Source organism: Microcoleus sp. ARI1-B5, assembly GCF_036705795.1.
In the GTDB taxonomy this organism is placed as follows: Bacteria; Cyanobacteriota; Cyanobacteriia; order Cyanobacteriales; family Microcoleaceae; genus Microcoleus.
The window spans coordinates 183,477-196,836 of sequence record NZ_JAUBVK010000008.1; the positions used below are offsets into that span (position 1 = coordinate 183,477).

General features: G+C 47.7%; 9 protein-coding genes and 3 pseudogenes. 4 read left to right on the forward strand and 8 right to left on the reverse strand.

Annotated features, from left to right (window positions below; genetic code table 11):
• Window positions 1-134: 134 nt before the first annotated feature.
• The gene (locus QUB63_RS15240; RefSeq protein WP_332946095.1) at window positions 135-3,386 is read left to right on the forward strand and encodes an ATP-binding response regulator; all 3,252 of its coding nucleotides are present in this window, start codon (window positions 135-137) and stop codon (window positions 3,384-3,386) included.
• 146 nt (window positions 3,387-3,532) lie between these two features.
• Here the strand turns inward: QUB63_RS15240 and QUB63_RS15245 are convergent, their stop codons facing one another.
• The 3 genes and pseudogenes from QUB63_RS15245 to QUB63_RS35050 all read right to left on the reverse strand — a co-directional run.
• The gene (locus tag QUB63_RS15245) at window positions 3,533-3,949 is read right to left on the reverse strand and encodes a transposase (RefSeq protein ID WP_332946096.1); all 417 of its coding nucleotides are present in this window, start codon (window positions 3,947-3,949) and stop codon (window positions 3,533-3,535) included.
• 397 nt (window positions 3,950-4,346) lie between these two features.
• A pseudogene (locus QUB63_RS35045) lies at window positions 4,347-4,445 on the reverse strand (IS630-like element ISAcma27 family transposase); the annotation flags it as partial.
• 66 nt (window positions 4,446-4,511) lie between these two features.
• Window positions 4,512-4,625, reverse strand: a pseudogene (locus QUB63_RS35050) (helix-turn-helix domain-containing protein); the annotation flags it as partial.
• A gap of 255 nt (window positions 4,626-4,880) precedes the next feature.
• Here QUB63_RS35050 and QUB63_RS15255 point away from each other — a divergent pair.
• Window positions 4,881-5,111 (forward strand): annotated as a pseudogene (locus tag QUB63_RS15255) (late competence development ComFB family protein); the annotation flags it as partial.
• 58 nt (window positions 5,112-5,169) lie between these two features.
• Here the strand turns inward: QUB63_RS15255 and QUB63_RS15260 are convergent.
• The 4 genes from QUB63_RS15260 to QUB63_RS15275 form a co-directional block, all read right to left on the reverse strand.
• Complete coding sequence (locus tag QUB63_RS15260; RefSeq protein ID WP_332946098.1) at window positions 5,170-5,769, reverse strand: TerD family protein; 600 nt, start codon at window positions 5,767-5,769, stop codon at window positions 5,170-5,172.
• Between the two features lie 134 nt (window positions 5,770-5,903).
• Entirely contained in the window at window positions 5,904-6,476 is a 573-nt protein-coding gene (locus tag QUB63_RS15265; protein ID WP_332946099.1) for a TerD family protein, read from the reverse strand.
• Between the two features lie 54 nt (window positions 6,477-6,530).
• On the reverse strand, window positions 6,531-7,064 hold the full coding sequence (def, locus tag QUB63_RS15270) for a peptide deformylase (protein WP_332946100.1): 534 nt from the start codon (window positions 7,062-7,064) through the stop codon (window positions 6,531-6,533).
• Between the two features lie 158 nt (window positions 7,065-7,222).
• On the reverse strand, window positions 7,223-8,464 hold the full coding sequence (locus QUB63_RS15275; protein WP_332946101.1) for an HhoA/HhoB/HtrA family serine endopeptidase: 1,242 nt from the start codon (window positions 8,462-8,464) through the stop codon (window positions 7,223-7,225).
• A gap of 208 nt (window positions 8,465-8,672) precedes the next feature.
• On the opposite strand from QUB63_RS15275, the gene dnaA reads away from it, so the two are divergent.
• Entirely contained in the window at window positions 8,673-10,043 is a 1,371-nt protein-coding gene (gene dnaA, locus QUB63_RS15280; protein ID WP_332946102.1) for a chromosomal replication initiator protein DnaA, read from the forward strand.
• A 415-nt stretch (window positions 10,044-10,458) separates the two neighbouring features.
• Window positions 10,459-11,598, forward strand: a complete 1,140-nt coding sequence (gene dnaN / locus QUB63_RS15285; protein WP_332946103.1) for a DNA polymerase III subunit beta — start codon at window positions 10,459-10,461, stop codon at window positions 11,596-11,598.
• A gap of 264 nt (window positions 11,599-11,862) precedes the next feature.
• On the opposite strand, the gene QUB63_RS15290 is transcribed toward dnaN, so the two are convergent.
• Window positions 11,863-13,302, reverse strand: a complete 1,440-nt coding sequence (locus tag QUB63_RS15290; RefSeq protein ID WP_332946104.1) for a sensor histidine kinase — start codon at window positions 13,300-13,302, stop codon at window positions 11,863-11,865.
• Between the last annotated feature and the right edge of the window lie 58 nt (window positions 13,303-13,360).

Sequence of the window (13,360 nt, forward strand, 5' to 3'; positions counted from 1 at the left end):
TCCAACTCGCTCTTCTCGGTGCAGCTCCAGGGCCAGATAAGGAACTGGTATAAAACAAATAAGATAAATAAATCGGCAGCTACATAGGGTATCAAAAATATTACTGCTATAGATAGCAGACTCTCAGGTTTGTTATGCCAACCACCAGCCTCAGTCTCAAAAATTTTATCGACCCAGTGCCGCTGTGCCTACCGACGGCTGCGCTAACATCGCTGCGGTCAATTTTCAGTGAGGGCAACTGCGATCGAGTCGCAGTAGTCAACGAACAGCTACAGCCCCTGGGATTAGTTTACCTCCGGAGCTTTTGGGCCCTTTGGGCCGATCGCACAAACGACGAGCAGCAACCTTTGTCAGAAAGCCGGATCGCGATCGAGCCGATCCAGATAGTATCGGCCGCTCTGAGCCTCAGCGAATTCTGGGAATACCTGCAAACAGAGGAAGTTAACACCCCGGAGCAGCCAGGCCTTACCGTCGGCGGCTTATCCAAAAGCCCGATCGCCCTGACAGATGCCAGCGGTCAATTTTTAGGAATGCTAGAGTGCCAGAGCCTGCTGCAATTCGCCGCACTTAACAGCAGCCTGAGGGCGCAGCCAACAGCCGTTAAAGAAATCGAATTGATACCCCAAGGAGCAGCCATCGCCACCGCCCTAGGCTCTCAAGTGCGCTTCCTAGAAGCAGGATTGAAACCCTCAGAAAACCTCAACTCCCTAGTCCAACTCCTGGAAAAACTGCCCCTGCCCCTGAGATTGCAAACCCCCACCGGACAAATAGTCAGCCAAAACGCTGCGTGGCGGATTTTGCTGGGAGCAGGCCCAGAACCTGTTCCAGAACCAGCAGCAAATTTGGGCAAACACTCGCCCCACAAACCCAGCCATTTAACAACCGAAGACAAGAGGGTGCTCTTAGAGGCCGTCACCTCTGAGTGCAGGAGCCTAGTAGGAGCAAGTCGATCGGGCGATTCCCTGCGGGATAGCTTCGCCGCGCGTGATTCAACCGCAGCCACCAGTTGCCCGCTACCCCTGTACGCCGCCGCCTCCCCCTCAACCTTAACCGCTCCAGCTTGGTGCCCCACCGCCGGCAAACCAGACACCTACATTTGCGACTGCCCCGTACAAACAGGTCAAGAACGGATCTGGCAATTTGTCAAACAACCGCTCTGCGACAAACTAATTTTAGTAATGGGACAAGATGTCACCGAAGAACATTTAGTCGCCAAAGAACTAGCAGCGAAAAACGCAGATTTAATCCACCTCAACAGACTAAAAGACGAATTTTTATCCTGCATCAGCCACGAACTAAAAACCCCGCTCACCGCCGTCCTCGGTTTGTCCAGCCTCCTCAAAGATAAATTGATCGGAGAACTCAACGATCGCCAAACACGCTACGCCAAACTAATCCATCAAAGCGGGAGGCATTTGATGACAATAGTTAACGACATTTTAGACTTGACCCGAATGGAAACCGGGCAGCTAGAACTAATTCCCGAAACCGTCGAAATAGCAGCGACCTGCAAAAGAGCCTTTGAACAAGCAAAACAACTGCAACAGCAAGAAGAAAAATCCCCTCCCGGGCCGAGCACTCCGGGCGCCGCAGCGGACGGAGAACCCGGAGCCAAAATCGAATTTACCCTCGAAATAGAACCGGGACTGAGCCACTTAATTGCCGACGAACTGAGGCTGCGCCAAATGCTCGTCAACCTTCTTTCCAACGCCATAAAATTCACTCCCAGGGGCGGCCAAATCGGCTTGAAAGTAAATGTTTGGGAAGGTTGGCTCGCCTTCACAGTTTGGGACACAGGCATCGGCATCCCCGCCGACAAACAGCACCTGATATTTCAGAAATTCCAACAGCTAGAAAGTCCCCTCACCCGCCGCTTTCAAGGAACCGGACTGGGACTGGTACTGACTCAACGGCTCGCCCGTCTCCACGGCGGAGACGTTTCGTTTATTTCCTCAGAAAACCAAGGCTCTCAATTTACCTTGTTGCTGCCGCCAAATCCTCCGGGAAATAGCTCTGAAGAATCCCCAGCACATACAGCAGCCGAGGCAGAATTATTCAAACCAAAATATCAGACTCCGATCGCCAATTCTCGCTCTCGTTTAGTATTAATAGTCGAAGCCGTTCCCAAATATATCGAAGATTTAACCAACGTCCTCTCCGGTTTGGGCTACCAAGTAATAGTCGCCCGTTCCGGCACCGAAGCGCTGGAAAAAGCCCGCAGGTTCAGTCCCGAAGCGATTTTCCTCAACCCGCTGCTGCCGCTGCTGTCCGGTTGGGACGTGCTGACGCTGCTCAAGAGCGATCCGGATACCCGATCGATTCCGGCGATCGTCACGGCCACCAGAGGCGAAAAAGAACGGGCTTCAGTCAACCGCGCCGAAGGCTTTTTGAGCTTGCCGGTGGAAGAAGCCGCTTTGCGGAGGCTGCTGGCAGACTCGATCGGTCGCCCCGATGCCAGTACGAGCAAGGTGAGGAGTTCTTTAACTGTTTTGTGGCTGTGCCCGCAAAACAGTTCCTCTCAAGGCTCCGCTTTACTGCTCAACCCCACCTACTGCCGGGTTTTGGAAGCAGACGACCTCGACCAAGCAGAACTCGTGGCGCGAATTTGGCGACCGGATGCGATCGTCTTGGACAGTACGAGTCAACTGCAAAACCCCTTAGCTTTTATCGAACAGTTAAGTCGGTCTCGAAATTTGGGTTCTCTGCCCTTAGTGACTTTAGACCCTGCAACGACGCAACTAGCAAATCAAGTCAAAGGATTGTCGGTATTTCCCTGTTTGGCTGCCGGCAGTCCCGATGGTAGTGAAACCTCATGCACCGGGTTGGGGGCGTCTGCGTTGTGGCAAGTGATTCAAGTAGCTGCGGGCATGAGTTGGAAGCCCAGCATTTTATTTGCTGACATTTCGACTTTACCGGACTTGCACCGCACTGCTGGGGGGAATCCGACGGGAGAATTGGAAAATGGCGCTCGATCATCGACAAAAGCCGAGATTCCCCTTCCCCATTCCAAGTTTTCTACTCCCAACTTTCAAGCTTTGATTCAGTACATCCAAACCGCAGGATTTCGAGGGGCGATCGCCCCCTGCTGGACAGAAGTTTTGCAGCAGTTGCAATATCAAAGCGTTGACTTAGTGTTGCTGTGCTTGCGAGATGCCCCGTCAGAATCCGCCGCCATGTTGCAAGCGCTATCGAACCTGCGGCAAATGGCAGTAAAACTGCCCATTTTAGTCTGGGACGATCGGTCTGCTGTAAATTCCGAATCTGAGGCGATCGACTTTTTGCTGCAAGAAGTATCTGCCAAAATTTTGCCTTCTTCCTTTTCGGCAGCACAATTGTTAGACAAAATTCAACAGACTTTATTAACTCACTCAAATTCCTACAAATGAAGAAATTACATTATTCGATCGTTCGGACTTCAGTCCTCTCTAAAGCAGTGAATCAAAACTCTTATTCCTAAGTGATATCGGTTCGATCGTTCGGACTGAAGTCCTCTCTAAGTAGGTGGGAAAAATCGCCTTTATGTAACGAAATGTTAACAAGCCGGATTGGAGTTAAATTTAACACGTTGTGTACTGTAGTTTCCTCTTTCTCCTCTAACTTCTACTCCATGAATTACGGCATAGGCAATATCTAACTCGTCCTCAAACATTCGGAGCGCTAATTCATCTTTTTTAATGTGTTGCCACTCTAATTCAATTGGGTTCATTTGGGAACAATACTTGGGCAAAAAGAAGATGTATAAACCTTGCTTTTCCCAATGCGGCCATAACTGTTGGACTTCTTGGCATCGAGGTATTGGGCCGTTGTCTTGTACGATGACTCTGGCTCGTCCAATCTCAGCAGCTTCCTGGGCTTCTCGCTCCATCATTTTGATATAAGCTTTTCGATCGACACCCCCAATTACGCTTACCGTAAACAAAACTAATTCCCTGTTGAAGAAGTCCGACAATACTTAATCTACGACCGCGCCGTGAAAGTTTGTTATAACCGTTTTTGCTCACCTATTCGGTAATAAGTGTAACCGGGTTCACTCCACGCACTCGTACCCTGATTCATCCAAATACTTTAAGTCGATTTCCCCCGCCGCCGCCTCTAATTGCAACATATCTAAGTCGCATTGCTTCATTTCTCGTACTATGGGGTCTTGTTTTCCTTTATGACTTTTTCTAAGCGAATTTCCAAATAAACCCTTTTTTAGTATCCATCTTATACCAAATCCGGGTAAGATATCCCCGTTATGAAGGAGGCGATTGAAATCGCGTCTATACACACTTTCGTGTCCTGGGCAGACTAAAAAATAACGGGGGCCCCAAACCCGGATTTGGTATTAATCGGTCGGCACTCTATTTAACCGAACGTTCTTTTTCTAATTTCTGTGCTAATTGAAGACTGTTATATGCACGTGATGCTTTTTTGAGGCATTCTACTAAAAACTCTATGTCTTCCTCTTTCCAGTTGGGTTTTCCCCCTCGACCGGGCAATTCCCAAAACCCTCCCATACCTAGATGCGACCATTTATGTAAAACCTCTCTCACTGTTTGTGGAACCCAGTTAAAATGAGCAGCTATTTTTTCAACGTACCAGCCATGTGCATTTAACCTCACTACTTCTGCTCGGTCTTTCACTTTTGGTGGTACATTGGCAGTTCTCAGTTATAATAGGGTTTTGTCTTGCTTTTGAGTAAGAAATACCCTTAATCTAGCGCCCATATATTGAGTTACCTTAGTTGACGTATTCTCTGTGTTTACTTATTTTAACAGAGTTCGGTTTTTTCGCGCCGACCTACTTAACTGATAACTTTGGAGGTTATTTTGAGGAGGTAAATCCCATGACAAATTTATTGCCCGATCGAATGAAAGCGCTACTGTAATGTTCTAGAACCGCTGGTAACAGCGGAAGTGATGCGACAGTTAGCAGAGTTGCCACCCAACTTAGTGAAATATATCAAACCAGAGGAAGCGATCGCCTGTGCACTCAATCGCTTACCACCGTTATATGCCACTAGCCCAGAAGGAGGGAAACGGCAACAGGAAAAAGCTCAAACCGACTTAGCAGAGAACATTTTTCTTGCAGTACGCCAAGGCTTAGCAGCGGTTCAGCGAGACCCCTGAAAAGCTTCAACTCCTTTAGAAGATCAATTATCTTTTAAGCAGAATTGAAGTTTTTTATTCACCGCATATACGAACCGACAACACCGTTCAAATCGGCAGCTAAAGGATTTCCCAAAGCCTTAAATTTCCACTCCCCGCCTTCTCGATAAACTTGTCCCATCAACATATTTAATTTTCCTTCATAGGAAGGGTCATTTGACAAGCGATAGCGAGCGATTTCTTTTCCGGCTGCATCTACAGCCCTCACGTAAGCATTTTCTACCAGGCCAAAATGCTGTTTTCTCTCTTTTCCATCGTAAATATTTACCCCCAAAATAATTTGGTGATATTCTGCTGGCAAAGAGCTCAGTTTCACAAATATTTGTTCGTCGTCGCCGTCTCCGGCTCCCGTGAGATTGTCGCCTGAGTGAACAACTGTTTTGTCCTTTGACTCCAAATGAGAGTAATAAATTACATCCTCTTTGTAGTTCTTTAATTTGCCATTTTCTCCCAGCAGCAGAGCGTAGGAATCTAAGTCAAAGTTTGCACCGCTGCTGCGGCCGAAAAGACTTGTTTTAGCTTTCGCTACATCCCAGCCCAAAGCCATTGTCAATCGAGATAAGTCGTATTCGCTTTTGCTGAGAACAATTGATTGTCCTTTTGTCAAGTTAATCGCCACTTTTTGTCACCTCATTAAATGTAAAATGTAAAATGCTATCGCTGTCAGCTTCCCGACTTCTTAAAGAAGTCGGGGAGCTGAGTATTCTATTGTTTTAGGTTAGCTTACTTGTTGAACTTTGCCCGATCGACCTTTTATCCGGCATACTTGTCTACAAAGCTCTGCAAGCCTGAATTGTAGCCTTGTCCGACAGCTTGGAACCTCCACTCGCCATCTTTCTTGTAAAGTCTGCCAAACTCCACCGCAGTCTCCCGAGAAAAATCCTCGTCCAAATCGTATTTCGTGACTTCTGTGTTAGTAGTGGTGTCGTAAATCCTGATAAAAGCATTCCGCACTTGACCGAAGTTTTGCCTTCTCGATTCTGCTTCGTGGATTGTCACCACAAACACAATTTCTTGTACCGCCGGATCGACTTTAGTTAAATCGACTGTAACGGTTTCATCATCGCCAAATCCTTCTCCGGTTCTGCTATCTCCCAGATGTATTACAGAACCATCCGGCGACTCTTTGTTGTTGTAGAAAACAAAGTATTTTTCGCTGGGAATTTGCCCAGCAGCGCCCAGCATAAACACGGAAGCATCTAAGTCAAAGGCCGCTCCGGTGTCTGTAGCGTTGGTATCCCATCCCAAACCGATCCCGGCATTCTTCAGTCCCGGTGCTTCTTTAGAGAGATTGATTCTCCCGCCTTTATCCAAATTGATTGACATTCGCCCTCCTATGTGCAAAATCTCTGAGATTATCAATAACAATTATATCAATTATCAGAGGAGCTTGACAAATTGCTTTTGGTACTCATCCTCTGCCATGAGTTCTGTGGTGCTTTCCACCCTGTCTAAAAACACGATGCCATCTAAATGGTCGTGTTCGTGTTGAAAAATCCGGGCCACAAAGTCTGTCAATTCTTGTCGGTGAAGTTGGCCGTCTCTGCTGGTGTATTCAATTTCGATCGCCCTACTTCTCGGTACCAACCCCCGAATCCCTGGAATGCTCAAACAGCCTTCCCAGTCTTTGACTGTCTCTGTTGACGCAGCTAAAATCCGGGGATTGATCATCGCTGTCGGTTCCATGTGCGGTGCTTGGGGATACCGCAGGTTGGGGCGGGATGCGACGATGAACAGCCGATCGCACCTCGCCGCTTGAGGGGCGGCAATCCCCACTCCGTGCGCGTGTTGGACGGTAGAGATCAGGTTGTCGATTAACTCTTGAATGCGATCGTCCTTAACATTCTCGACAACTTGCGACGGTTGGCGCAGTACGGGATTTCCTAATTGTGAAATTTGCAATATTTCTGCCATTGGTAATTGGTAATTTGTTTGTAGTGAGGACTTGAGTCCTCTCATCATTATTTTAGTATACAAATAAGGACTAAAGTCCTTACTACAAACCATACAAATAAGGACTAAAGTCCTTACTACAAACGGTTAGTTAATTTAACAGTCAACCGTCAACAAAATTATCGAACTTGTTGAACGGGCAAACTCCCCGGTTTCACGCTCAAATTAACTATTTGCCCGTTGCGGTTGATTTCCATTTGCAAATTGCCGCCAACAGACGCATTTTGCACGAATTCCTGAACAGCTTCCGACTGAATAATCGGCTGATTGTTAATTTTTTGAATCACATCTCCAGCCCGCAAACCGGCTGCCGCAGCGGGAGAATTAGGAACCACACTCACAATCGCCACACCGCGATCGACTGTAACTCGCAGACTGCTGTTAGCATTGCTGTTAATTTGCTGCTTCACCTCCGCAGTCAGCGTCGCCATTTCAATGCCCAGATAAGCGTGTTCGACTTTCCCCGTCGAAATCAGTTCCTGCGCCACCTGTTGCGCCGCCTGAATCGGAATCGCAAAGCCCAATCCTTGAGCGCCTTGAATAATCGCCGTATTCATCCCGATAACTTCCCCCGAAGCATTCAGCAGCGGGCCGCCGGAATTCCCCGGATTGATTGCAGCGTCTGTTTGAATAAAACCGATCCGCTTGTCGGGCACGCCCACATCAGAGCTCGATCGCCCCGTAGCGCTAATAATCCCCGCAGTTACGGAATTGTCCAAACCCAAAGGATTGCCGATCGCGATCGCCCATTCCCCAGACAGCAGCTTATCAGAATTGCCGATCGGCACCACAGGCACATCCTTCGCCTCAATCTTCACCACAGCAACATCCGTCACCTTATCCGCCCCCAACACCCGCCCCTGATAGCCGCGGCCGTCCCGGAGAGTTACATTTACCGTATCTGCGCCCTCTACAACGTGAGCGTTAGTGAGAATCACGCCGTCGGCCCCGATGACAAAACCCGAACCAGTGCCCCGTTCGATCCCGCCCCGGCCGCCCGAATTCGGTTCTACGCCAAAAAAATCTTCCGGCGAGGGCCCTTTATTTCCCGGTTTCACCCTACGCGAAGCATCGATCCGCACCACAGCCGGCCCAACTTTTGCCACCGCAGCCACAATAAAATTCACGTTAGCTGCATCGCCCGACAAGGGAACAGGCGGCAAGACTTTCCCCGCTTGAGGCTTAGTATTAGCAGGCACTTGCAATGGAGGTTGCAGCGCCCTTTGTCCCGAATCGCCAGAATTTGCACGTAATTGAGAAACCGACAGACGATCGCCCAACATGGCGGCTCCGGCTCCCGTTACCAGCAGCAATATGTAAATTGCCGGTTGCTTCCAAAATTTGCCAGTTGAACTCTTCATCGCGACGTTTTAAGGCTTTCCTGCCAAATTTAAATATTTGCCTAGCGGTTCCCCGATACCTGGTTTGGGCCTCCGTGCCGCAAATTTTTTGCGCGATGGCGTCCCGCCCCGCAAGCTACGGCAGACTCACTTAAACTTTAACATCTGAGGACTAAACTCTCTAGAGTGTAGAATTAATCTCTTGAATGCCGATCGGCAGAGGTAAGCAGTGGACATTACCCTCGAAAGTCTGTGGAATCAGATACTTGAACGTCTCCAGGTACAACTGAGCAGACCTAGCTTTGAGACGTGGATCAAAACTGCCCGGGCCGAACAACTCGAAAATAACTGTTTGATAGTCAGCGCCCCCAACCCCTTTGCTCGCAATTGGTTGCAAAAATATTACAGAGAAATCATTGCCGATGCAGTTGAAGAAATTCTCGGCTATCCCGTAGACATTTACTTGACAATTGCCGGAGGAAACGACACAGGCGACAGCAGCGACTCCGCCATAATTTGGTCGTCCCCCATCGCGGATGTCCCGGAAAGCCACTCGCTGCACCCGCCCAAACCCGCCAATTTAAACCCCAAATACGTATTTTCCCGCTTTGTCGTCGGTTCCAACAACCGCATGGCTCACGCAGCAGCCCTCGCAGTAGCCGAGTCTCCGGGCCGGGAATTCAATCCCCTATTTTTGTGCGGCGGCGTCGGTTTGGGGAAAACTCATTTGATGCAGGCGATCGGTCATTATCGCTTAGAAATTGACCCCAACGCCAAAGTTTTTTACGTTTCCACTGAGAAATTCACTAACGATTTAATCGCAGCAATTCGCAAAGATAGTATGCAAACTTTCCGCGATCGCTATCGAGCCGCGGATGTTTTATTAATAGATGACATCCAATTCATTGAAGGTAAAGAATACACACAAGAAGAATTTTTTCACACTTTTAATACTTTGCACGAAGCCGGAAATCAAGTCGTTTTAGCTTCCGATCGCCCGCCGCAGCAAATCCCACGCCTGCAAGAGCGCTTGTGTTCCAGATTTTCGATGGGATTAATTGCTGACATTCAATTGCCCGACTTGGAAACTCGGATGGCAATTTTACAGAAAAAAGCCGAATATGAAAATATGCGGCTGCCGCGAGATGTCATTGAATACATTGCTTCTAGTTACACTTCCAACGTTCGGGAATTAGAAGGAGCTTTGATTCGGGCGGTAGCATATCTTTCAATTACGGGTTTGCCGATGACCGTGGAAAATATCGCCCCGGTTTTGAACCCGCAAACTGAAAGCGTAGAGGCGACTCCGGATGCAGTAATTGCTGTTGTGGCCGAGGCGTTTGATGTTTCTGTTGAAGATTTGAAAGGCATTTCCCGCAGGCGAGAAATTAGCCTCGCCCGTCAAATAGGGATGTATTTAATTCGGCAGCATACTGGTTTGAGTTTGCCGAAAGTTGGCGAAGTTTTCGGCGGAAAAGACCACACGACTGTGCTTTACAGTTGCGACAAAATTGCTCAGTTGCGGAACACTGACCCGAATTTATCGCAAACTTTGCGTCAGTTGAGCGATCGAATTAACGCAGTCAGCCGCAAAACTTAAGCGCCAACCGTTAGTTTGAGATGGCCTGTGGAAAAACCTGTGGAAAATTTGCCCTGAGTTTGTGGAAAACTTTACTCGATCGCCCGAAACAGCTTTTGTACCAAAATGGGCGGGCGATCGGCTAATTCCCGCTTTTCCACAAGTTTTCCACAGGCATTTATCAGCTACAAGTCACATATAGCAAGCAGTTAACTTTTTTTTCCACAGTTTCCACAGGGCGATCGCCCAAAAATCATTCACTAAAAAAAAGTGTTCCGCCAACAGTCAACTCTTCCTTGTTGCTTCGGTCAACCCTCAACTGTCAACTCTCAACTGCCAACTGCCAACTGTCAACTGTCAACTGTCAACTGTCAACTGTCATCAGCTTTCTGTGATACGATTTGTTTCTGTCTCAAATCCGGTTAATTAACCTCTCATGAAATTGGTTTGCACCCAAAGTGACCTCAACGCCAACCTCTCGTTGGTAAGTCGAGCCGTTCCCTCCCGCCCGACACATCCGGTACTAGCCAACGTGCTCTTAGTAGCGGATGAGGAAAATCAGCGGGTTAGCTTAACAGCTTTCGATCTCAGTTTGGGCATCCGTACCAGCTTTGCAGCAGAAGTGACTGGCGGTGGGAGTTTTACCATACCCGCGAAATTGCTCAACGATATTGTTTCGAGACTCCCAGATGGAGAGATTACTTTAGAAGACGAAGCGGGGGACACCGTAGCATATCTCACTTGCACTTCTGGCAGCTATCAAGTCAGAGGCATGGGCCCGGAAGAATTCCCAGAATTGCCCGCCATCGAAGCCGGAACAATCCTTAAATTGCCGCCCGAAGCCTTGATAGAAGGACTCAAAGGAACTTTATTTGCTACTAGCCCCGACGAAGCAAAACAGGTACTTGCAGGGGTGCATTTAAAAGTATTGCAAGATTGCCTAGAATTTGCAGCTACAGACGGCCACAGATTGGCAGTAGTTCAAACTGCCAACGAAAAAGCCGAAGGCGAAGAAACCGCAGAAGAATTTGAGGTGACAGTTCCCGCTAAAGCATTGCGGGAAGTAGAAAGAATGCTGGTGATGCGGCAGTGGACTGAACCTGTTACCCTGCATTTTGAGCAGGGTCAAGTAGTGTTTGAATGGGCCGATCAGCGGCTGACAACCCGCACCTTGGAAGGGCAATATCCCGCCTACAGACAGTTGATTCCACCGTCTTTTGAGCGGCAAATTACTCTTGAGCGGCGATCGCTCTTAGCAGCAGTAGAAAGAATTGCAGTTTTTGCAGACCAAAAAAATAATATCCTCAAATGCAGCATCGACGAAGAGAATCAGGAAATCACTTTGTCAGTAGATGCCAAAGATGTCGGCAGCGGCAAAGAGTCACTTCCTGCACAGATATCTGGAGACAGCATAGATATTGCTTTCAACGTGAAATACTTAGTTGACATTTTGAAAACGGCTCAGTCTCCCGAAATTCAACTGCAATTAAACGGTGCTCTTGCTCCGGTAATTTTTCAGCCTTTGGGCGGAGTCAATGCCACATTCTTGGTGATGCCCGTTCAGCTTCGAGCTTAATTGCGGGAAGAAGTTCGGCACCGAGCAATGTACGGGATGTAACGGATGAATTTTGAGCCGTAGGGTGCGTCAGTTTAGTAGTTCTCAATCATCACCGAAAATCTAATTCTGATGCACCATTTATTCCGGGCCTTCAGTTGTCAGATTGTGAGTTTATACCCAAAATCTCCCTAACTGACACACCCTAATTCTCAGATTTTGAGCGGGACTTACATTCCGAAGTATCGAACCAATTTTATGGTCTAATTGCATCCTAGACTACCTTCAAATCAATGGCAACAAAATCTCAAATTCCGTGCCAGTACCGGGCGTAGAATGCAAATTCAACTTGCCTTTATGCTTCTGGGTAACAATTTGATGAGTAATTGCCAACCCCAAACCGGTACCTTTCCCAGCAGGTTTAGTAGTGAAAAACGTCTCAAAAATCCGCCGCTGAATGTCTGGCCGAATTCCCGGCCCGTTATCGGCAATTCTGATGGCTATCCAAGCGTTATTTTGATTTTTCCCCGCTGCTTCTGGGCTGAAGTCGCCGTTTTGGCTGGCGGACGATCGCAATTTTGCATTTTGTCGATCGCCCAAAACATAATTTTGAATTAATTCCGAATCAACGCAATCTCCATCAGCACTGTTTATTACCTCAGTTTGAATAGTAATCGCAGGCACAAAACCTTTTGCTCCTTTTACCTCATCCAAAGCGTCCATCGCATTGCTGACAATATTCATAAATACCTGGCTCAACTGACCAGAATAACACTTGACCAAAGGCAAATCCCCATAGCTTTTAACAACTTTAAACCCGTACTTGAGACGGTTTTTCATAATTAGCAGCGTACTGTCAATACATTCGTGGAGGTTAGCTTCTTTCAAGTGGGTTTCGTCCATGTGAGAGAAGGTGTGCAGGCTGGTGACGAGTTCGGTCAGCCTCTGGGATGAAACTTTCATGCTTTTGAGAATTTCTTCCCAATCTTCTTGCAAAAAATCAAATTCTATGTCTGCTTTTAGTTGGTCAACTTTTTCGCAGGGGCCGACAATTTCTTCGTAAGCAGCCAGCAACTCCATGATGTCTTTCGAGTAGTTAGACAAAAAGCCAAGATTTCCGCTGATGCAGGTGACGGGATTTCTAATTTCGTGGGCGACTCCAGCTACCATCTGCCCCAAACTGGCTAATTTTTCGGTTTGAATTAGTTGAGATTGAGTTTGCTGTCTCAGCAATTTTGTCGCTAGTTCGTGAATGTTGGATTGGGCCACTAACAGTTCGTGCACGTCTACCAAACTATAACTTTCAGGCGACATTTGAACCACAATCGGCTCGTAAAGCAGTTCTTTCGATCGCCGCAGCGACTTTCTAGCTGCATCCACAATTAAAGTATTGCTGGGAAAAATTAAACTCTCGGTTTCGGCAAAGCGGTACAAAGCCCTCACAGGTCGCTTTAAAAATAATTCTCGCCCAAAAGGACGGCTGAGAAATTCTAAAAATCTCCGCCGGGAAATCATGCCGGCAAATTCACCCCCATCGGTCAAAATGACTCCCGGTAACAGCGGATTAGCTTCTAACAACTGGGAAATTTGCATTCCCAAATCCGTAGCTTCTACCTGAAAAGCGTAAAGCGACAATTCTTGGAGAGTAGAGTCTAAACCAAGTTCTTTTAGGTCAGTCTCGGACATGGGTTGGACTGGTCTTTCTACGCAGGAGGTATTTAACATAAATTCATCAGCACGCTTTTTTGGGGGTTCTATTTGCCAGCAGACGTTCAGCTACCAA

Coding starts and splice junctions, on each gene's coding strand:
- QUB63_RS15240 (WP_332946095.1), top strand. CDS start 135: ATGCCAACCACCAGCCTCAGTCTCAAAAATTTTATCGACCCAGTGCCG.
- QUB63_RS15265 (WP_332946099.1), bottom strand. CDS start 6,476: ATGTCAATCAATTTGGATAAAGGCGGGAGAATCAATCTCTCTAAAGAA.
- def (WP_332946100.1), bottom strand. CDS start 7,064: ATGGCAGAAATATTGCAAATTTCACAATTAGGAAATCCCGTACTGCGC.
- QUB63_RS15275 (WP_332946101.1), bottom strand. CDS start 8,464: ATGAAGAGTTCAACTGGCAAATTTTGGAAGCAACCGGCAATTTACATA.
- dnaN (WP_332946103.1), top strand. CDS start 10,459: ATGAAATTGGTTTGCACCCAAAGTGACCTCAACGCCAACCTCTCGTTG.
- QUB63_RS15290 (WP_332946104.1), bottom strand. CDS start 13,302: ATGTTAAATACCTCCTGCGTAGAAAGACCAGTCCAACCCATGTCCGAG.